This window comes from Paraburkholderia bengalensis (assembly GCF_037126505.1).
Lineage (GTDB): Bacteria > Pseudomonadota > Gammaproteobacteria > Burkholderiales > Burkholderiaceae > Paraburkholderia > Paraburkholderia bengalensis.
Genome location: NZ_JACFYJ010000124.1, coordinates 1 through 19,938, shown reverse-complemented (window position 1 = coordinate 19,938; position 19,938 = coordinate 1). Strand labels below are relative to the sequence as shown.

Below are 19,938 nucleotides of genomic sequence, written 5' to 3'. Positions count from 1 at the left end.
TGCTGGTTTCCGACTTCGACAATCAGATTCTCAGCTGAATCCTCCACCGCCTTCAATCCTTCGCCCCAATCCCCCGTACACCACTTTCGACTTTAGCTCGATTAAAACCACGACTAGGGCCAGTGCGGCGAAAAGGAATCCGCTCCAGATTGCACCAGAGATGCCAAGCAGCGCGATAAAAGCCCCGCCGACCGCGGAGCCGAGCACAACACCCGCATTGGCCGAAGACACATAGAGGCTGTTGGCAAACCCGGGCGCTTCTGTGGCGACCGAGGTTAGCCACATTTGCGTGATGACGAGGCCGCTCGTATGGGCTGCTCCCCAGAACAAAGCGATGGCGGTCATGATGGGCAGCGAGACGTTTCCGGAAGTATGGAGGATCAGGTATGCGGACGACAGAATTACCGGATGGGCGATGACCGTCCAGGCGAGATTGCGGCCAAGGACACGACCGGCGATCAGGTTGCCGGCCACGCCGCCGATACCGAAAACGACGAGCATTGCGCTGATCGTCTGACCGGTCATGCCAGTCGTTTGCTTCAAGTATTCTGCCGCGTAGCTGTAGACAGAAAACATGCTGGTGAAGGCTAGGACGGTGCTGGCGAGGTTGAACCAGACGGCAGGCTTGCGCAGGACGACGAGTTGGCTGCTGAATGTCACCGGGCGACCCTGCAACTGAGGCGGCAGCTTCAACAGCAGGCCGACGCCGGCGGTACCAGTCACCGCAGCACAGAATAGGAACGACGCCTCGTAGGACACGCGCGCGGCTACCCATGTAGTCGCGGGCACGCCGAGCACGAGGCCAAGCGTCGTACCGACGACCGCGGTGGCCGTTGCATGCGCGGCCCGCTGCGCCGGATAGAGGGAGACGGCGGTCGCGAATGCCGCCGCAAAGAACACCGGATGTAGCAGTGCGGGGACGACGCGCAGAGCCATGAGTGATGGAAAATTCGGCGCCCAAGCCGACACGACGCTGCACAGCGAAAATCCGGCAAGCGCAATTGTCAAGACCTTTTTGCGATCGAACCGCGACGAGACGAGTACGAGAAATGGCCCAAAGAGGGCGACGATCAGCGCGAAAAGCCCCATAAGCATACCGGCCTGCGAGACGCTTATATGAAAGCGGTCGATGATCACGGGAAGTATGCCGACGACGCCGAATTCAAGCGTATAGAGACCGAATAGGCCTAGGATGATGTAGGGCATCGAGCGGCCAGGATTGCTGGCGAAAGACATGGTGTTATTCCGTAAAACGTGGTCAGGGACGCGGCTTATCATAAGGCTTGGCGATCCTCGCATTAAGATGGTGCCGGTTCCGGTCAGTGCGAACTTTAGTGTCCGTAATTGGCCAATTCGCAATGCTCCGAAATCGCGTCCGCCGCGGATTCGAGCCCGATAGTAGAATTGGGCGACCCTTTAGGACGTGGTTACCATGGACAGCATCAACGCGCTCAATGTTTTCGTGCAGGCTGCAGATACGCGAAGCTTCGTTGCGGCCGGACGCACGCTGGGCATATCTGCTTCGGCGGTGGGCAAGAGCATCGTGAGGCTGGAGGAGCGTGTCGGGACACGATTGTTCCATCGCAGTACCCGGAGTATTGCGCTCACGGCTGACGGCACTAGGTTTCTCGAACGGGCGCGGCGCATCCTCGCGGAGATCGATGAGGCCGAAGCGGAATTTTCGCGCATAGCAGTCGAGCCTCGGGGGCGTTTGCGCGTGAGCCTGCCGCTGGTCGGAGAGCCATTTCTGTCAACTATTGCAGGTTTCAGGCGTGCGTACCCCGACGTGGAACTTGATCTCGAGTTCTCGGACCGTCGCGTCGATGTGATCGAGGAAGGTTTTGATGCAGTAGTGCGTTCTGGCGACCCCCGAGACTCGCGGCTGGGGTCGCGCCTGCTTGGCGCATTTCGCATGCTTCTCGTGGCGTCGCCAGAGTACTTGGAATCACGCGGTGTGCCGCTTCACGCGAGCGAGCTCGTTACCCATTCGTGCATTCAATTTCGATATCCCAACACGGGAAAACTGCAAACGTGGCCGCTGGATGTTGGCGCTGAATTCGAATTACCTCAGTCGGTAGTTTGCAACAATCTCGAGGCACGCATCCGCTTTGCTGTCGAAGGCGTCGGTATTGCGTTCCTTCCTGATTATGCGATCGAAGAATGGCTGGCGGATGGCCGCTTGATGGCTGTCCTCGCGGGTTTCGTAGAAACACACGGACATTTCAGAATTATGTGGCCGTCCGCTAAGTACGTGACGCCCAAGTTGCGTACTTTCATCGACTTCATGGCCGAAGGCCTTTTTCCCGATCATTCACGGAGATGAATGGAAGGAGAGGAGGGACGGAAGGAGATGCCCATCTGAAGCGGCATCTCCGTATCCGGCCTTCGACCCACGCGTGGGCAGTCACATCCACGCCGTTTTAGTTATTCGACTCTTTCAAATTCCTTCAAGTCGGACCGATCTTCACGGCGTGCGCCCTGCAAAGTCGGCTGTTCAACGGCTCCGCTGGCAGCGCCTCCGCACAGCTTGCGTACGATCACGTAAAACACTGGGGTGAGCAACAACCCGAATACGGTGACACCGAGCATCCCGAAGAACACGGAAATCCCCATCGCCTTTCGCATCTCCGCTCCCGCGCCACTGGCGACTATGAGAGGCACGACGCCCATGATGAACGCAATGGATGTCATAAGGATTGGACGCAGGCGGAGACGGCTCGCCTCGATGACGGCGTCGACCACGGAACGGCCTTGTTCCTCGAGGTGCCGCGCGAATTCTACGATTAGGATGGCATTCTTCGAAGACAGGCCGACCAGCACGACTAGCCCGATTTGCGTGAAGATGTTGTTGTCGCCGCGAGTCAACCATACGCCCGTGAGTGCGGCCAACACGCTCATTGGCACGACAAGGATGACCGACAGAGGCAATACGAGGCTTTCGTACTGTGCCGCGAGCACTAGGAACACCAGCAGGATACAGATCGGGAAGATGATGAGCGCCGAATTACCCGCGATGATCTGCTGATAGGCAAGATCGGTCCATTCATATCCGATGCCAGCCGGCAGCGTTTCGGCGGCGATTCGTTCGATGGCTGCCTTCGCCTGTCCGGACGAGAAGCCCGGTGCGGGACTGCCGCCGATGTCCGCCGCGGTATAGCCGTTGTAGCGCACCACTAGCTCCGGCCCGTAGGCGTGCTTGATGGTGGCGAGTGAGCCGATCGGTACCATTTCGCCGTTCCGGTTGCGTGTTTTCAACTTCAGAATATCGTCAGGAGACGCGCGAAATTTCCCATCAGCCTGAACGCGAACCTGGTAGACGCGTCCGAATTCGTTGAAGTCGTTCACATACAACGAACCGAGGTAAACCTGCATGGTTTCATAGACATCCGATATCGATACCCCGAGCTGCTCGGCTTTCACGCGGTCCACATCCACAAGTAACTGTGGGAAGTTGATCTGATACGTTGAGAAGATCGAGCTCAGTTCAGGCGCCGCGGCCGCCTTGGCCATGAATGCCTGCCTAGCCTTGTCTAGCGCGTCGTAGCCTAGCGATGCACGGTCCTCCAGTTGGAGTTTGAAACCGCCGAGCGCGCCCAGTCCCATGACCGGCGGCGCCGCGAACACCACCGGTGTTGCTTCCTTGATGCTTGAGAAGCGGTGGTTCAACTCCAGCGCGATTGCGTCCGCGCTCAGTGTTTTCGAAGTACGTTCATCATACGGACTCAGTAAGACATGGCCGATCACCGCGCTCGAACTGGACGTGGAACCATTGAGCGACAGACCGGGATAGATGAACGCATTCGAGACGCCTGGTGTGTCTAGTGCGATGCTGGTCATCTGTCGTGCGACGTCCTCGGTTCGGTCGAGTGCCGCGCCGGCGGGCAACTGCGCATACATTACCAAATAGCCCTTGTCCTGAATCGGAACGAAGCCGCTCGGCACAACATGTGTTAGCCATGCGGTAGCAGCGACCAGTACGGTGTAGATCAACGTGACGACTGTCTTGCGACTAAGCAGGCGACCTACGCCATGGGCATAGCGCTCCGATCCACGGTCGAAGAAGTGATTGAACTTGTGGAAATGGCGACCAAACGTTCGCTCCATCCATTGGGTTAGCCAGTCGGTCTTGTCGTGTCGACCCTTCAGCAACAGAGCAGAAAGCGCTGGTGAAAGCGTAAGCGAGTTGATGGCCGAGATGACGGTCGAGACGGAGATCGTGACGGCGAACTGTTTGTAGAATTGGCCGGTCATTCCGGTCATGAAGGCCAACGGCACAAACACTGCCGATAGGGTGAGTGCGATAGCGACGATGGGGCCGCTGACTTCGCGCATCGCAAGATAGGTCGCTTCCTTGGGGCTCAGCCCAGCGGCTATATTGCGCTCCACGTTCTCGACGACGACAATTGCGTCGTCGACGACGATGCCGATCGCCAGCACCATGCCGAACAGCGACAGCGTATTGATTGAGAACCCAAGCGCGAGGAGCGCGCCGAAGGTACCGATAATCGAAACAGGCACGGCAAGTAGCGGAATGATTGATGCTCGCCACGTGTGGAGAAACACAAAAACGACCAGTACGACTAGCGCAATGGCTTCAAAGAGCGTGTGAATCACGGACTCCACGCTAGCCCGCACCGACCGTACCGGATCGAAGGTCATGCCGTAGTCGATCCCTTCAGGGAAGTTCTTCTTCAACTCCTCCATCGTCGCCTGGACGTTTTTCTCGATCTCGAACGCGTTAGCGTTCGGCGCCTCCATGATGGCGATCGGAAGCACCGCCTTGTTATTCAGCAGCGCGCGAATGCCGTAGTCTTCCGAGGCGAGTTCGATCCGGGCAACGTCGTGCAGGCGCGTGACGCCGCCATCCGGCGCGGTCTTGACGACGATGTTGCCGAATTCCTCGGGCGTGCGCAGACGTCCTTGCGCCGTCACCGAGAACTGGACAGCCGTGCCCTTCGGCGCAGGCGACGAGCCGATGGTGCCTGCGGATACCTGAATGTTCTGCTTGCGGATCGCATCGACGACCTCTTCCGCAGTCAACTCGCGCTGCGCAATCGACGGTGGGTTAAGCCATATGCGCATCGCATATCCGCCGGGTCCCCAGAGCCGAACCTGGCCCACCCCTGGAATTCGTTCGAGGCGGTCCTTGACATTGATTATCGCGTAGTTGCTCAGATAGTTAACGTCATAGCGGCCGTTCGGCGAGACGAGCTGAACGGCGAGTGTGATGTTTGGCGAGCTTTTCATCGTCGTCACGCCGAGGCGCTGCACGTCTCCTGGCAATCGGGGCAGGGCCTGCGAAACGCGGTTCTGTACCAGCTCCTGCGCCTTGTCCGGATCGGTGCCCAGGCGGAACGTGATCGTCAGGTACATATTGCGATCACCGTTGGCCTGCGACTGCATGTACAGCATGTTTTCGACGCCATTGACCGATTCCTCGATCGGCGCCGCGACGGTTTCTGCGACCGTCTTAGCGTTCGCGCCAGGATACTGCGCATGGACGACCACGGAGACTGGCACGACCTGCGGATACTCGGCGATTGGCAGTCGGAAGATTGCGATCGCGCCCATCAGGATGATGATCACGGAGAGCACCCCGGCGAAGATGGGGCGGTCGATGAAGAATCTTGAGAGGTTCATGATTTCCTCTGGCTTACTGTTGTGCGACGGCCGCGCTGACGGTCGATGCTGCGTCAGATACCGCCGGTTCTGGTACGACGTTGTCCCAGCCGCCACCGAGTGCGCGAATGAGGTTCACGGCCACGGCAGCCTGCAGGCCGCGCAGTTGCACGGCATTGCGACGCGCCGTCAAGACTGTGCGTTCGGCGTCAATGACGTCTAGATAGTTGATCGCGCCTTCCTCGTACTGCGTTCGCGAGATCTGGGCTGCGCGCGCTGATGCCGCGACAGCGCGCTCCTGGGTTGACGTCTGGTCCGCGAGAATTCGCATGTCAGACAGGCCGTCCTCGACCTCGCGAAACGCGGTGAGCACCTGCTGCCGGTAGTTCGCGACATCCTCTTCATAAGCGGCGAGAGCATGCGCTAGCTGGCCCTTGCGTCGACTGCCGTCGAATAGCGGCACGGTCAGCGCAGTACCGGCTAGCGGGCCGAGCAGGAATGCGCGACTCGACCATTTGAATAGATCGCCGATTGTTGCCGACTCGAATCCACCTGTTCCTGTCAGGCTCAACGACGGGAAGAAAGCCGCTTTCGCGATTCCGATCCGTGCATTCGCGGCTGACATCGCACGCTCGGCCGCCGCAATGTCGGGACGGCGTTCCAGCAGCGTCGAGGGGAGGCCCGGGGGGGATGTGCAGTTCGACCGGATTGAGCGGCCTGGAGGTCATCGCGAATTCGGCGGGCGGCTTCCCGAGAAGCACGGCAAGAGCATGTTCGGTCGCCGCACGCCGACGCCGGACCGTCATCCCGTCGGCTTCCGCGCTGGCTAGTTCGGCTTGCGAGCGGGAAACATCAAGCTCGCCGACGTCTCCCTCCCTAAAGCGCCGTTGTACTAGTTGGAGCGCCTGCTTGCGCAGGGCAACTGCTTGTTCGAATACGTTCGTTTCAGCATCCAACTCGCGTAGCGCAAAGTAGTTCTGCGCGACGTCGGCCTGCAACGCGAGCAACACGGAACGGTAAAGCGCCGCGCTGCGCTGTGTATCGGCACTTGCCGCATCGATGCTTGAGGCGACGCGGCCGAACAGGTCGACCTCATACGAGGCCGTCGCCTGCGCCCGCCACAATGTTTGCTGCGGAATATTCGCGCCGTCGGGCTGGAATTGCGACGCCGCAGACAGTTTCTGCCGCGTGGGACCAAAGCCCGCATCTAGTGTTGGGAATAAGCCCGCGCGGGCGGCCTGATTAAACGCACGCGCTTCATTCACGCGAGCGGCCGCAGCTTTCAGGTTCTGGTTCGCGTTGATCGCCTGTTGTTCGAGGGTGTCGAGCGCCGGATCTCCGAACACTTTCCACCATTCGCCGCGCGCTACGTCATCGGAGGGGCGCGCGACCTTCACGCTGCTATCCGGCGACGGCGTCACCTCCTTGAAGGCTGTTGGCATTAGCACCGATGCTGCTTCATATTTCGGTGCCAGCGAACACCCAGCGATTGCGAGGAGGGCGGTCAGGAGGGCGGCTCCCGAGAATGTATGCTTCATGGCGGGCTCCTTGTGCTCAAGCGCCCGCGCCCGGCGCGCCAACCATGTCGACAATGTGCACGCTGACGGTTTCGCCCGGGTGGGCGCGCTGCACACCGCTCACTACGACGCGGTCGCCCGGCGCAAGTCCGGAAGTGACGACGCGTAAACCATCGCTTAGTCCACCCAACTGGATTTCGCGGTAGTGGACCTTGTTTGCCTTGTCGACCGTCATCACATATTTCTTGGCCTGATCAGTGCCGATCGCCGCTTCGCTAACGAGTATGGCTGGATGGGGCACTCCGCCGCCGACTCTCACGCGCGCATAGAGCCCGGGCACGAGTGCTCCGCCCGGGTTGTCGAAAGTGGCACGGACGCGTATGGTGCCGGACGACGTATCGAGGCGGTTGTCGACAGACGAGACGACGCCCATGCGCGAGTATCCGTCTTCGTTGGCGAGGCCGAGCGACACGGGGACTCGAGCATTGCGATCACGGCCGAGGTATTGCAGGTATGTTTGCTCGTCCACATCGAACGAGGCGTAGATCGGCGACACGGAAACGATCGTCGTGAGGATTGGTGCATTCGCACCGACCGATACGACATTGCCGACGGTCAGTTCGGCGCGCGAAACCCGTCCTGATACGGGAGCGGTGATACGCGTATAGCCGAGATTCACCTGAGCAGCTTCCAGTGCGGCCGTGGCTGCCTTGACGCCCGCCGTTGCTTCACGCGATGCGTTCTGCTTTTCCTCATAGTCACGCTTTGCAATAGCGTTGTCCGTAAGCAGACGGTCGGCGCGTTTCGCGTCTGTCGACACGTAGGCGAACCGGGCTTCGGCGGCGGCTAGCTGCGCAGCCGCCCGGTCGACTTCCGCCTGATACTGACGCGGGTCGATCGTGAACAGCGGGTCTCCCTTCTTGATAAGGGCGCCGTCCCTGAAATGGACTGCGACGATGGTGCCAGACACAAGCGGACGCACATCGACATGATCGACCGCTTGCAGCCGTCCCGAGTAGATTTGCCAATCAGTAATCACCCGACTCGTAACGATAGCGACGTCCACCTGGGGCCCTTGAAGAGTCGATTCCGCGGCGTTTGTTGCTGACCGTCCCGAGTGGCGCTGTGACGCAACTGCAGCCGCAATACCGCCAGCGATGAGAAGGATCGTCAGCATCACAGAAGCGCTTTTTGAAATTCCATGCATTTACGTAGTCCGAAGTAAGCAAAATTATGTAAACTGAGATATTTGATACTACCGATATTTTGGTACCCTTACCTCGCCGCAACCGCACGGCTCGAAAGGTGCTTGCGCAGGAACGCAACGATGTCGTTGAGCGCGCGGCTATCCGTAAGAAGGTCGCTTGCGGCCACCCCGGAGTAGCGTGTAATTTCCACTGGCACCCCGGCAACAAGGAGGCGGCTTGCATACGTTTCACCGTCCGCGCGGGCGAGATCTTGCTCCGCTGTTGAAATTGATGTGGCAGGAAGTGTGGCGAATCTTGTGGATTCCAGCGGAGCGGCGTAAGGATGCAAACGCTGTGTAACGTCGGGCAGATAGGCGCGATATGCACGTGCGCACGCGGAGGCTTCGCTATCTGCCGGAAGCGCCTCTCGTTGCATCTGTAGCCGCGTCATGCTTGGGTCGAGCCATGGCGCGAGCAACGCGTGGGCATGCAGTCCGTTGCCACGGTCGCGCGCGATCGCCGCAAGCCCGGCCGCGATATTGCCACCCGCTTCGTGACCAACTGCGGCGGTCCGTGTAGGTCTCGCACCATGACGGCATACGTCTTGCCGCGCCCAGCACAGCGCCGCATAAGCATCCTCCGTCGCCGCAGGAAACGGAAATTTTGGTGCGAGAGAATAGGCTACCGAAACTACCCGCGCGGGCATTTCAGATGCGATAAACCGCCCAGCCGCGTCAGCATGGTCCAGTCCACCTGCCGTGAATCCACCGCCGTGAAATAAAAGCACGACGGGCAAATCGCGATGATTTGTCGGCTGATAAGTTCGCAATACGATCGGATGACGGTGTCCGGCGATCGTGACGTTAGCAATGTCGAGGTTTGCGTTCATGGCCGTTCTTCTCTCACAACTAAGTTCGTGATGGGCAATGGCATTAAATCGATGATGCGATTATCGTTAGTGCATCGAGGTCGATAAAGTCACGATTGCCGTTTAGATAATTCGGCAAAACCGAATTTTCAAGTTGACGATCGCTGCGGCGTAATGAACAGCCGCGTCCGGCACAGCGCGTCAACTATGGTGCCGAATCGGCAAAGCCAAGATCCCGAGTGCTGGGTGATGTATATGGCGGTAGAAAGCGAGGCCACGCCGTTGGCGTAGTAGGTCCTGCGGGCGACGACGCACCTATCTCGAATCGTTCAGCAATCCATTCCACGAATACACGTACCTGCGGTGACAGATGCCTGTTGTGCGGATATATCGCTGAGACAGGGAAAGGGGCAGGGCGCCACGGGGCTAGAACTTCAATCAACCTGCCAGTTCGCAGATGCGGATTGGCGACGAAATCCGGGACCTGAATAAGTCCAAGTCCTTGAAGCCCGCATTGCAGATACGTGTCCCGGTCGTTTACTGCGAGTCGCGCGTTCGGTTTAACTTCGGCCGACTCACCATCGACGGTGAAGCTCATCGGCATGATCCGATTTCCCCGGCTCGAAAAGTAATGGATCGCGGTGTGAGAATTCAGCGCCTCGATCGAGCGGGGCTCACCATGGTTTCGAATATATTCGGGGCTATCGCCGAAGGATGCCAAGCCGTCGTTCCCGATCAACGGGGCGGAACTGTAGCCCCGACACGTGTTTCAGTCTCCGTGGGAGGTGGCTGATCATCGCGAGCCGCGCCTCGCGGGAGACATGTTCCGGCTGCAGTTGTGTATGTACCGATTCAGGTGACCGCTGACGTCTGGCCAGCGGTCACCCGGGATGCTCAATCATGAGGGACCGCTGTGGGTCGCCAAGACCCATTCGCCGTCCTTCAGAGCGGTCGTTCCGCCGCATCGCATCGCAGCGCAACGATCAGCGCCTACAAAAGCCCATCTTCGTCCTATGCGATTCCATCGACCGCTTGACCGTCCGCTAGCCGTCTATCGGAATTCCCACATCCCGCTCGTTGCCAGACGACGGTCTACTGCGATGCTTCCACCGCAAACCCGACGCAAGCTCCCCGGATGTTAAGTCGCCGCCCGAGCGCGGCTTCGCCCGGTCTCGTTCGCGAAAACGGTGCATAACGCGGACTCCAGACGCTCCGGTATGCTACCCGCTGCACAAAAGAAGACTAGTCCGACAAAGCGAGATTCATCACTTCCCGTACATATCAAAATCGAAGTACTTCGCTTCAATCTTTCGATACGTTCCATCGCGCAACGTTTCCGCGATAGCGCCATTCAGTGCATCGCGCAGATCCGGGTCGGACTTGCGCACGCCGGCGGCATCGCCATCGCCCATGATCTTCGCGTCATACACGACATCGCCGGCGAACGCATAGCCTTTGCCTGCCGGAGTATTCAGAAAGCCGAGTCTGCCTTGTACCGCATCCATCAGAACTGCGTCGACACGGCCGGCGATCAGATCCGAATAGGCCTGGTCATAACTCGGATACGCGACCACCTCGACACCGGACGCGGCCCACTTCTGCCGCGCATAGGTTTCCTGCACCGTGCCTTGCTCGACCGCGACGCGTTTGCCCGCGAGTTTCGACGCTTCGGGCAGCAGGTGAGCGCTTTCCTTCGCGATCAGCCGTGTCTGGTTGCGGTAAAGCCGTGCGGTGAAATCGATCTGTTGACGGCGCTTTTCGTTCGCGGCCATCGACGACAGGATCACGTCGAACTTGCGTGATTGCAGTCCAGGGATAAGGCCGTCAAAGCTACTTTGCACCCACACGCATTTCGCTTTCAGCTTCGCGCACAGCGCATTGCCGAGATCGACATCGAAGCCCTCGACGGTGCCGTCCTTGGCGACCGACTCGAAAGGCGGATAGGTCGGATCGACACCGACGCGGATCGTGGTCCATTCCTTGGCCGTCGCCGTCGTGCTCGTAGCCATGAGGGCGAGGGCGACAGCGGTCAACATCGTGTTTGCGTGTGGGATTTTCATAGGAGGCGGTGAGTGGGTGGGTGAAGTGCGTTGTGAAGGGTGTTGCCGGGTTGCAAGTTGTGAGCGAGCAACGTTGTTCGGATCAGCTCGGAAATTCGCCGCGTTCGAAGTCGTCGTCGAGCGTGATCGAATCGGCGATGTCGTCGACGGTGACGGGCTTGATCGGTGCGCGAATCCGGTAATAGCCGACGTCGGCTACGCTGCGGCGCTGCACCTGCGCGATCAGTTCGCCCACTGTCGTGCCGCACCAGCGGCCCTGACAGGGGCCCATTCCGCAGCGCGAGAATGCCTTCATCTGATTCGGTCCCTGGCAGCCGAGCGCTGCGATGCGCCGGATCTCGCCCGCGCTGACTTCTTCGCAACGGCATACGGTCACGTCGTCGTCGGGACGGCGCAGCGCGCGAGGCGGTGTGTACAGCGCATCGAGCAACGGACGTACGGCGAGGTGGCGGGTCAATGCGCGTTGCGCGGGTGCGCGGCGCGTGTCGTGCAATGCCGCGTCGAGCGCGCCGAACTCGCGTGCGATGTCGAGCGCCGCGAGCGTGCCCGCCAACGTGGCGGCTTTCGCGCCGCCAATGCCCGCACCGTCGCCGGCAATCCACACCTGCGGGATGCTGCTACGCCCGCGCGCGTCGGTGCGCGGGCGCCAGCATGCGGACGACGCGTCCCATTCGTGCTCGCAGCCGAGCGAGCGGGGCAGTTGCGTAGACGGAATCACGCCTTGATGCAGCAGCACGAGCGATGTGTCGATCACCTGCCGCGCGCCGCTTGCATCGACAAGGCCGACGCGCTCCGCACGCGTATCGCCTTCAATCGACAAGCCGCTCGCGCCGCGATAGACGGGAATGCCGGAGCGTTTCACCGCGCGCAGCATGCGCCAACCCTTGAGCAGATAGTCCGCGCCTGCGAGCGCGGGCAAGGCATGCGGCAGCGCCGCGCGCCACGCATGGCGCGGCGTCGTGTCGATGATGGCGCGCACCCGCCGTCCAGCCGCGAGCAATTGCGATGCGAAGAGCCACAAGAGCGGCCCGCTGCCCGCGAGCACAGCATCCTGAGCGGGCGCGAGCCCCGACGATTTGAGCAGCGTCTGCGCCGCGCCGACGCCCATCACGCCCGGCAGCGTCCAGCCGCGCACGGGCCACGGCCGCTCCTGCGCGCCGGTAGCGATGAGCACGGCGCGAGCAGCCACTTCGAGCGTGCCGCCTGTCGCGTCATGCGGTCTGCGCGTCAGCATCGCAGTAACCTGGCGGTTTTCGTGCGCGATCTGCCAGACCACGGAGCGCGCAAGATACGTTGCGCCGCAGCCCGCAAAGCGCTCGATTAACCCGCGCCCTGCGAGATAGTCGTCGCCGAGGACGCTTGCATCGGCGAGAGGCGATTGCGCGGCGTTGCGATAGATCTGACCACCAGGTGCTTCGCCTTCGTCCGCGATGGCGACGTTCAGACCGGCTGCGCGTGCTTCGATTGCGGCGGACATGCCCGCCGGACCGGCACCGACGATCAGCAGATCGCATTGGAGTTGCCTCATGCGAGCCTCGCCTTGCCCGCCATCGCGCGGACCTGCATGCCGTCGCGCACACGCGTCGTGCACGCTTGCACATTCGGGACGCCGTCGACTTCCACGAGGCAGTCGAAACACACGCCCATCATGCAGAACGGGCCGCGTGGCGCGCCGCTGACGGGCGTCGTCCGGCATGCGGGCGTCGCGCCTTCGAGCAGGGCCGCGGCGATGGTGTAGTGCGAGGGCACGTGCCGGTGGGTGCCGTCGATCGCAACCCGGACCATGGGCGACGGCAAGGTGTCGAGAGATTCAAAGAGCGTGGACATCGTTCTGATTCGAAAAGCGGGTCGCGACGAAGGGATCGAGAATCGAGGGCTTGTCGCCGCCCGCGATCCATGGCGCGATCAGGTCCGCGTGGGCTGCGGCGAGCGTCACGCCGCTATGGCAGATCGCGATGAATGCGCCGGGGTGGACCCGCGATTCTTCGTAGACGGGCAGCCCGTCCGGCGTCATGATGCGCAGCGCTCCCCACGAGCGCACGATGCGCGCGTGTGCAAGCAGCGGAAATGCGGTGCGGGCGCGTCGCGCGATGTCGGCCATCACCGCGCGCGTCTGACCGTCGTCGAAGCCGACGGCCTCCGCCGAGTCGCCGAGCAGAACGGAGCCCTCCGGAGTTTGCCGCACGACCAGCGTCGGATAGTCGAGAAACGGCGCTAACCGTTCCGTGACCATGATCTGCCCGCGCAACGGCGTGATGGGCGCGTGCATGCCGACCATCGGCGCGAGTCGCGCGTTATCCAGTCCGGCGGCGAGCACGACGCGCTCTGCCTCGAGTATTCCGCTCGCGGTCTCGACTTCGAAATGTGCCGCACGTGGCCGGATCTCGCGCACTTCGTCGCGCGGCAGATAGGTTCCGCCACGAAGCGCGAACGCCTGCTGCATCGCGCGGAGCGTGTAGAGCGGACTCGCGTGGCCGTCGTGCGGCGAATACAACGCGCCCGCGAGCGCCTCCGATGCAGCGGGCACACGCGCTTTCAGTGCCTTCGCATCGAGTACGTCGTAGACCAGCGACGGGTCTTGCGCGCGAATCGACTCCAGCAGTTGTCGTCCGGCTTCGAGTTGTTCGGCGGTTTCGCAAAGTTCGAGTCCGCCGGGCCGCTCGAAATCGGCGTCGACACCGGTTTCGTTCTGCAACTGCCGGGCGAACACGCCCCAACGCTCGGATGATTCCCGCGACCACTGCGCGTACGGCAGACAGTGACCGCCCTTGCCCTGCACCCAGACCAGCCCGAAATTGCCGCGCGCCGCACGGTGCGCGGAGTCGGCGCCGTCGCATACGGCGACGCGCAGATTGGCGCGCGCAAGGCCATACGCGATGGCCATGCCGACGAGTCCGCCTCCGGCGACCACCACGTCGAATCGGCGCTCCGTGTTATGGACCTGCTGATGCTGCATAAAAAGATTTTCCTGCGTGTCAGATGACTTCATACGCACTGTGTCGGCAGCAAAATCTTTCGTCAAATGACGTTTTTTCTGTTAGCTATAATCCAATGTTATGGACACGATGGACCTCAAAATTCGCCAGATCGAAGCATTCCGCGCCGTGATGCAGCGGCATACGGTGACGCGTGCCGCTGAATCGCTGCATGTTTCGCAGCCGGCGGTGAGCCGGCTTCTCGCCGATCTGGAAACCCGCATTGGCTTCGTGCTGTTTGATCGGCAGCACGGCCGGCTCGCGCCGACGGCCGAAGCCCGTGTGCTGTTCGAGGAAGTAGAGCGCGCATTCGTCGGGATGGACCGCATCGCGCAGGCCGCCCAGCAGATCCGCTCGATGCGGCGCGGGTCTTTGCGCGTGGCGGGCTCGCCTGCGGTCGCGCTCGACTTGTTACCGGCGGTCATTGCGCGTTTTGTCGAGCGTCATGCAGGCATCGACGTCAGTTTGCTTGCGCACAGCGCGACGACGGTGGTCGAGAAGGTCGCGTCCGGTCTATGCGACGTAGGCCTGATTGCAGAACCGATTCCGCATCCCGCTGTAAAAAGCGAGCGGCTGCCGAATGCGTGGATGAAGTGCATCGTTCCACGCGGGCATCGGCTCGCGCGCAAGAGTTCGCTGTGTCCCGCCGATCTGCGAGGCGAACGCTTTATTTCATTTCCGCAGAACTTCGATGCGCGTAGCGTGATCGACAGGGTCTTCGTCGACGCGGAAGTGACGCGTGACCTGGTGATCGAGGCGCAGCTTTCACAAGCGATAGTCGCGCTGGTGGCGAACGGTGCAGGGGTAGCGCTGATCGATCCGGTCACTGCCGCGTACGCGAGTGCCCGGGTTGTGGTGAAGACGTTCACGCCGGCGGTGGTAGATCACTTCTATATCGTGACCAACCCATCGCAGCCAATGTCCGTCGCGGCCGAGAAATTCTGCAAGGACATGCGCGACGCGTTTGTGAGTCTGACGGGGCAGCAGCGGTAAAGCCGAGGAACCCGTAAAGCCGTCGAAAACTGGTGAAGCGCGGCGACGACGTGATGGAGGAGATGGTGCGCGACGCTTGGCACAACACGACTCGGCCCCACGATGTGTGAAACCGGCCGGTTCTTCAAGGGCTATCCAGGGATCATGTCCCCGCCTCGACGTCATCTGACACAGGATCCGCAAACATGCGTGCCAATGGCGTAAGGTTCACGGGCGACGACGAGGCCATCTCCAAGGTGGGCGCCGGTCTGGATGGCCGGTGCGTGGGTCATACTGAATGCCGCGTGTCGACCCCATCGCGGCCAGACGACCTGGCTCAAAGCGGTCAGTCAGCGAAGTGAGGTTCTGCGAACTCAACCGGCCATGGGCGGCCGGTTGAGTTCGTCGTCCAGTTTGTCTAACGGAGGCCTCGTCCGCCCTCGCTGAATGGCCGTTGTTCGGTAAGCCAATTGCCGCCGGCACTGCCTCAAGCCGCCCAGGAGCTTACCTCCATCTGCTCATGCAAGTGCGGGGTAGTCGAGATAGCCTTCGGGCCCCTGCGTGAACCACAACACGCCCTTATCGGCCGCCAACGGAGCGCCTGCGCTGAAACGCTGCGGCAAATCCGGATTTGCGATGAACGGTCGGCCGAAGGCGATGGCGTCCGCCTCGTCGCTGGAGATAGCCGCCGCCGCGCGATCGAGACCGTAATCCGAATTCAGGATCGTCACGCCTGCGAATGCCTTCCTGATGGCAGGCGAGAAGGCCGGCCGGTCGGAGGCGCCGAAAGTCCCGTCCATTGGCGGCTCGCGTAGTTCCAGATGCGCGACGCAGAGCGTCGAAAGTGTTCGAGCCGCCGCAACGAACACGGGTTCCGGATCGCTGTCGTGCACACTCTGGTCCGTGCCGTTGGGCGTAAGGCGCACTCCGGTTCGGCCGGCGCCGGCTATTTCGATCACATCCTGCGTGACTTCCTTCAGCAGCCGGACGCGATTTTCGATGCTGCCACCGTAGGCGTCGTTCCGGAAATTGGTGCCGTCGCGCAAGAACTCGTCGATCAGATAGCCGTTGGCGGCGTGCACCTGCACCCCATCGAATCCTGCGCGCAATGCATTTCGCGTAGCGCGGCGAAAATCGTCGAGCAGCGCAGGCACTTCGTCGGCGCGCATGGTCCTGCCTGCGACGTACGGCTGCTTGCCGTTATAGGTATGCGCTTGTCCCGGCGCGGTCGTGCCTGACGCCGATAACGGCTGCACGCCGCCATTGAAGCTGGGATGCACGGTGCGCCCCATGTGCCAGAGCTGCGCGATGATGCGCCCGCCAGCCGCGTGCACGGCGTCGGTGACGCGCAGCCAGCCCGCAACCTGTTCGTCGGACCAGAGGCCCGTTGCGAAGGGCCGTCCCAAGCCCTGCTGCGAGATGCCGATCGCCTCGCTGATGATAAGTCCGGCGCTCGCGCGCTGGGCGTAGTACTGCGCCATGATCGAGGTCGGCACGTGATCCCGCGTACCTCGCGCGCGCGTCATCGGCGCCATGAAGATGCGGTTGGGCGCTTCGAGTCGCCGAGCCGGATCGGGTCGAAAAGCGTGGTCATGTCTTTCTTCATTGGCTTTGGGTTACACGAGGCGCGCGCCGCCATCGACGTTGAGCGTCGCTCCGTTCATGAAGCCATTGGTCATCAGGAACACCACGCCCGCGCCGGCTTCGCTGGCGGTTCCGAGTCGATGCAGCGGCAGCGTCTTCTCCATGTTTGCCACGACCGCATCGCGCGCATCACCGAGCGCCTTGCGCAGAATAGGCGTGTCGATCGGACCGGGCGACAGTGTGTTGACGCGCACCGGCGCCAGTTCGAGGGCCAGGCCGCGGGCGAGCGCTTCCATGGCGGCGGACGAGGCCGCGAGCACCGCGGTGCCGTAGGCGTTCGGACGGTCGGCGAGACTGCCCGAGATGAAAGTGATCGAGCCATCGGCGCTCAACCGGTCTCCCAGGGCGCGAATGACGTGCACAGCCGCCCAGATGCGTTCCTCGAACGCGTTCCGGAGATGCGCTACATCGGCGTCGCGCACCGTCCCTGCGACGAAGGTGCCCGCCAGCAAAACCAGATGATCGACCTTTGGAATGTGGCGTACCGCCTGCTGCAGAGCGTCTGCGTCGGTCACGTCGGCCGCGCGCCATCCGGCGAAGCCATGCTGCGCGGCGACCCGCTCAGCCGTGTCCGCCGATCGGCCGACCACGATGACTTCCGCGCCCGCCCGCTTCGCCTGGATAGCCGCGTCGAGCCCGATGCCCGACGTCCCGCCAAAGATGAGTGCGGTCTTGCCTGCCAGCGCGTGGTGGACGACGTCCGCGGCCTGTGCGTCCTGTGATTTCGTATTCGTGTTCATTTCCTTCTCCTGTTTGACTTCGCCGGTTTGGCGTCGATGGAAGAAGGTTAATTCACGAAACCGACCTTGATAATAAGGCCATCTTTCGCTTTAATGATGCCATCATGGAACAGATCGCGATCGAGAGGCTGACCGGACTGATTGCTTTTGCGCGTGCCGCATCGCTTGGCAGCTACACGGCCGCCGCGCGTTCGCTGTCCGTTTCGCCATCGGCCATCAGCAAGAGCATTCAGCGGCTAGAGCAGCATTTCGGACTCAGGCTGTTCAGCCGGACGACGCGCTCGCTGTCGCTGACGCCGGAGGGGCGGGATCTTCTGGAGCGCACGCAACGGTTATTGCGCGAGGCGGAAGGTATCGAACAAGGCGTAGCCGCTGCGCGCGCGGAGCCGGCCGGAACGCTCAAGGTGGCGGCGCCGTTGCCAGTCGGCGTGAACATCCTCGCGCCCGCATTGACGGTGTTCCGCCGACAGCATCCGAAAGTGACCGTCGATGTCCGCCTGAGCGATCGTTACGTCGATCTGATCGAAGAAGGCGTGGATGTCGCCATTCGGGTCGGCGACCCCGGCGACACGCGGTTGATTGTGCGTCGTCTTGCACCGCATCGGATTTGCGCGTTCGCATCGCCCGAATATCTGCAGGAGCGAGGCCTGCCGCAGCATCCGAATGATCTCTTGCAGCACGATTGTGTGAACTTCAGATATCAGTCGACGGGGCAGGAGGCTGCATGGCCGTTCAACGTGGGAGGCAAACTCGTTGAATTTACGCCTGCTTCGGCTTTGATTGTCGACGCCAGCGACGCGATTGCCGCGGCTCTGGCCGCGGGTGCCGGAATCGGGATTTCGACGACGTATATCGCTGCGGCATACGTTAGAAGGGGCGAACTCGTACCGGTGCTGCATGAGTTCGCCTATGACCGATTCCATTTACATGCGGCGTGGCCCGAGAGCCGCCGCAGCAATCCGGCGGTGAGAGCGTTTGTCGGATTTTTGCACGACATCTTTCCGTCTCCCGCCCCGTGGGATGTGCTGGTGCAGGCTCATGCTTCCTAGCGCTTGTTGTGGAGGAATACGCGGTCATCGGTTGGATGTGCGATCCGTCACACGCTCGTCCCTCGTGGCATCGAATCGTTGCGCCTTAACCGAGCTGCCGAAAATTCTCCATCGCAAAGTCGATAAACACACGCGTCTTCCCGGGTAGAAGCCGCCGCGAAGCACAGTAAAGGGAAATCATGCCCTCGTCTGAATGCAATTCGGGCAGCAAACGCACGAGCTGGCCGCCAGCCAGATCTGGCAGTCCGCCGGGAAGCGCCAGCATCGCGACACCCAGACCGAGTCTGACGGCTTCGTGCATGGAGGCGGTATCGTTCATTACGTGTCGACGATCACCACAATTGTTACTCGTACGATCTCGGCTATGGTTTTAGTGCGCGCAAGCTCCAACCTACATGAGAGAGACGGAGACCGTGAACGGCCGCTTTAGAAAACCACGGCTGGGCGTTGTGGGTCGACTAGGGAAGTTCGGCGATCGGTTCGGGCGGGCCGTTCGTCGGCAGCCCGTGGATTTCCGGGTTCGGCCAATAAGAGTCATTGGTCGCGGCCGACGTCTGGACGTTCATGTGACTGCTCCGCATCCGGCAACGGCCAGTCGGATACTGATGACGTTAATCGCACCGTCTGAAGGTGATAAACAACGGGCCGGCCATCGACCGCGCGGCGCTCTGACGAGACGAAAACGGTCCATGCTGAGCTGCCGGCGTCGTTCGGATTGTGGGTATTCGCTGGTGATAACACCAGTCGACGTGTCCATTGCAAATGTTCGACGGCAAATAGGGGGCGGCAAGCATCACGCGGATTGCAGACCAATGAGCCACGGGGTCTGCGCGCAGCTTGCAGCATTCGGGAATGCCTCGCACATCTTCACACAATCACGTCTCCGCTTGATCTGTGTCAGGCCCCGAGTCGCTGATTTATATAAGTCATCCTTCGAATGTTGGGCACCGGGCGAAGCGATTCGCCATGCACATGGATTCTTGAAACATCCAGAAGCACACCCTAATCTTGATCTGTGACCGGAATCGGCCAGCATATTTCCGGTCCGCAGAGGAGGAGCGATGCGCCAGTGGGTTCTTTCAGTGCTGTTGCTTTCTGTGGCGGTGACTAGCTACGGCGGCAGCGACCGGCCGCCCAACGGTGGCACGCCCGAGCGCAATGAGGATCCCGTCCTGGCGCTATATGACAGCAGGGGCACGCGGATCGGACCAATCGTGTCGTACGGCTTTCTGGACGGGGTCACGTTGACGATCAACGGCGCGGTGGTGTTCGTTCCTGTCGCACGCGCCCAATCCGCTGGACCGCCC

15 protein-coding genes and 2 pseudogenes are annotated in these 19,938 nt (G+C 61.4%); 4 read left to right on the top strand and 13 right to left on the bottom strand.

Going from position 1 to position 19,938, the window contains the following annotated elements; translation table 11 throughout:
* Nucleotides 1–30: 30 nt before the first annotated feature.
* Nucleotides 31–1,236, bottom strand: a complete 1,206-nt coding sequence (locus H3V53_RS38205) for an MFS transporter (RefSeq protein ID WP_336602266.1) — start codon at nucleotides 1,234–1,236, stop codon at nucleotides 31–33.
* A 196-nt stretch (nucleotides 1,237–1,432) separates the two neighbouring features.
* Between H3V53_RS38205 and H3V53_RS38200 the strand changes: the two genes are divergently transcribed.
* Nucleotides 1,433–2,323: a LysR family transcriptional regulator gene (locus H3V53_RS38200; protein ID WP_336602265.1), complete on the top strand. Its 891-nt coding sequence runs from the start codon at nucleotides 1,433–1,435 to the stop codon at nucleotides 2,321–2,323.
* Between the two features lie 101 nt (nucleotides 2,324–2,424).
* Here the strand turns inward: H3V53_RS38200 and H3V53_RS38195 are convergent, their stop codons facing one another.
* From H3V53_RS38195 to H3V53_RS38155, 9 genes and pseudogenes are all read right to left on the bottom strand, one after another.
* On the bottom strand, nucleotides 2,425–5,640 hold the full coding sequence (locus tag H3V53_RS38195; RefSeq protein WP_336602264.1) for an efflux RND transporter permease subunit: 3,216 nt from the start codon (nucleotides 5,638–5,640) through the stop codon (nucleotides 2,425–2,427).
* A gap of 13 nt (nucleotides 5,641–5,653) precedes the next feature.
* Nucleotides 5,654–7,157, bottom strand: a pseudogene (locus H3V53_RS38190) (efflux transporter outer membrane subunit).
* A gap of 16 nt (nucleotides 7,158–7,173) precedes the next feature.
* Nucleotides 7,174–8,343: an efflux RND transporter periplasmic adaptor subunit gene (locus tag H3V53_RS38185; RefSeq protein ID WP_336602263.1), complete on the bottom strand. Its 1,170-nt coding sequence runs from the start codon at nucleotides 8,341–8,343 to the stop codon at nucleotides 7,174–7,176.
* 68 nt (nucleotides 8,344–8,411) lie between these two features.
* Entirely contained in the window at nucleotides 8,412–9,212 is an 801-nt protein-coding gene (locus H3V53_RS38180) for an alpha/beta hydrolase (protein WP_336602262.1), read from the bottom strand.
* Nucleotides 9,213–9,396: 184 nt separating this feature from the next.
* A complete protein-coding gene (locus H3V53_RS38175) occupies nucleotides 9,397–9,912 on the bottom strand; it encodes a LysR substrate-binding domain-containing protein (RefSeq protein ID WP_336602261.1) in 516 nt (171 codons plus the stop codon).
* A 544-nt stretch (nucleotides 9,913–10,456) separates the two neighbouring features.
* Complete coding sequence (locus tag H3V53_RS38170) at nucleotides 10,457–11,227, bottom strand: ABC transporter substrate-binding protein (RefSeq protein ID WP_336602260.1); 771 nt, start codon at nucleotides 11,225–11,227, stop codon at nucleotides 10,457–10,459.
* A 106-nt stretch (nucleotides 11,228–11,333) separates the two neighbouring features.
* Nucleotides 11,334–12,779 (bottom strand): NAD(P)/FAD-dependent oxidoreductase, encoded by a 1,446-nt coding sequence (locus tag H3V53_RS38165; protein ID WP_336602259.1) that lies wholly within the window; start codon nucleotides 12,777–12,779, stop codon nucleotides 11,334–11,336.
* Nucleotides 12,776–13,078: a (2Fe-2S)-binding protein gene (locus H3V53_RS38160; RefSeq protein WP_336602258.1), complete on the bottom strand. Its 303-nt coding sequence runs from the start codon at nucleotides 13,076–13,078 to the stop codon at nucleotides 12,776–12,778. The genes H3V53_RS38165 and H3V53_RS38160 overlap by 4 nt, the downstream gene beginning before the upstream one ends.
* Nucleotides 13,062–14,207, bottom strand: coding sequence for an NAD(P)/FAD-dependent oxidoreductase (locus tag H3V53_RS38155; RefSeq protein ID WP_336602257.1), 1,146 nt, complete (start codon nucleotides 14,205–14,207; stop codon nucleotides 13,062–13,064). The genes H3V53_RS38160 and H3V53_RS38155 overlap by 17 nt, the downstream gene beginning before the upstream one ends.
* 100 nt (nucleotides 14,208–14,307) lie before the next feature.
* Between H3V53_RS38155 and H3V53_RS38150 the strand changes: the two genes are divergently transcribed.
* Entirely contained in the window at nucleotides 14,308–15,219 is a 912-nt protein-coding gene (locus H3V53_RS38150; RefSeq protein ID WP_336602256.1) for a LysR substrate-binding domain-containing protein, read from the top strand.
* Nucleotides 15,220–15,716: 497 nt separating this feature from the next.
* On the opposite strand, the pseudogene H3V53_RS38145 reads toward H3V53_RS38150, so the two are convergent.
* Both H3V53_RS38145 and H3V53_RS38140 read right to left on the bottom strand, forming a co-directional pair.
* Nucleotides 15,717–16,792 (bottom strand): annotated as a pseudogene (locus H3V53_RS38145) (alkene reductase).
* A gap of 22 nt (nucleotides 16,793–16,814) precedes the next feature.
* Nucleotides 16,815–17,582 carry an SDR family oxidoreductase gene (locus H3V53_RS38140; protein WP_336602255.1) on the bottom strand — a complete coding sequence of 256 codons (768 nt, stop codon included), beginning with the start codon at nucleotides 17,580–17,582 and terminating at the stop codon, nucleotides 16,815–16,817.
* Nucleotides 17,583–17,686: 104 nt separating this feature from the next.
* Between H3V53_RS38140 and H3V53_RS38135 the strand changes: the two genes are divergently transcribed.
* Nucleotides 17,687–18,631, top strand: coding sequence for a LysR family transcriptional regulator (locus H3V53_RS38135; protein WP_336602254.1), 945 nt, complete (start codon nucleotides 17,687–17,689; stop codon nucleotides 18,629–18,631).
* 85 nt (nucleotides 18,632–18,716) lie between these two features.
* On the opposite strand, the gene H3V53_RS38130 is transcribed toward H3V53_RS38135, so the two are convergent.
* Nucleotides 18,717–18,950, bottom strand: a complete 234-nt coding sequence (locus H3V53_RS38130) for a LysR substrate-binding domain-containing protein (RefSeq protein WP_336602253.1) — start codon at nucleotides 18,948–18,950, stop codon at nucleotides 18,717–18,719.
* A 742-nt stretch (nucleotides 18,951–19,692) separates the two neighbouring features.
* On the opposite strand from H3V53_RS38130, the gene H3V53_RS38125 reads away from it, so the two are divergent.
* On the top strand, nucleotides 19,693–19,938 hold a 246-nt coding region (locus tag H3V53_RS38125; protein WP_336602252.1), incomplete at its 3' end, for a hypothetical protein.

Excerpts from the sequence above, each read along its gene's own strand:
- H3V53_RS38150 (WP_336602256.1), top strand. The coding sequence starts at position 14,308 with ATGGACACGATGGACCTCAAAATTCGCCAGATCGAAGCATTCCGCGCC.
- H3V53_RS38155 (WP_336602257.1), bottom strand. The coding sequence starts at position 14,207 with ATGCAGCATCAGCAGGTCCATAACACGGAGCGCCGATTCGACGTGGTG.
- H3V53_RS38170 (WP_336602260.1), bottom strand. The coding sequence starts at position 11,227 with ATGTTGACCGCTGTCGCCCTCGCCCTCATGGCTACGAGCACGACGGCG.
- H3V53_RS38130 (WP_336602253.1), bottom strand. The coding sequence starts at position 18,950 with ATGAACGATACCGCCTCCATGCACGAAGCCGTCAGACTCGGTCTGGGT.
- H3V53_RS38135 (WP_336602254.1), top strand. The coding sequence starts at position 17,687 with ATGGAACAGATCGCGATCGAGAGGCTGACCGGACTGATTGCTTTTGCG.
- H3V53_RS38195 (WP_336602264.1), bottom strand. The coding sequence starts at position 5,640 with ATGAACCTCTCAAGATTCTTCATCGACCGCCCCATCTTCGCCGGGGTG.
- H3V53_RS38140 (WP_336602255.1), bottom strand. The coding sequence starts at position 17,582 with ATGAACACGAATACGAAATCACAGGACGCACAGGCCGCGGACGTCGTC.
- H3V53_RS38180 (WP_336602262.1), bottom strand. The coding sequence starts at position 9,212 with ATGAACGCAAACCTCGACATTGCTAACGTCACGATCGCCGGACACCGT.
- H3V53_RS38200 (WP_336602265.1), top strand. The coding sequence starts at position 1,433 with ATGGACAGCATCAACGCGCTCAATGTTTTCGTGCAGGCTGCAGATACG.
- H3V53_RS38185 (WP_336602263.1), bottom strand. The coding sequence starts at position 8,343 with ATGCATGGAATTTCAAAAAGCGCTTCTGTGATGCTGACGATCCTTCTC.
- H3V53_RS38205 (WP_336602266.1), bottom strand. The coding sequence starts at position 1,236 with ATGTCTTTCGCCAGCAATCCTGGCCGCTCGATGCCCTACATCATCCTA.
- H3V53_RS38165 (WP_336602259.1), bottom strand. The coding sequence starts at position 12,779 with ATGAGGCAACTCCAATGCGATCTGCTGATCGTCGGTGCCGGTCCGGCG.
- H3V53_RS38160 (WP_336602258.1), bottom strand. The coding sequence starts at position 13,078 with ATGTCCACGCTCTTTGAATCTCTCGACACCTTGCCGTCGCCCATGGTC.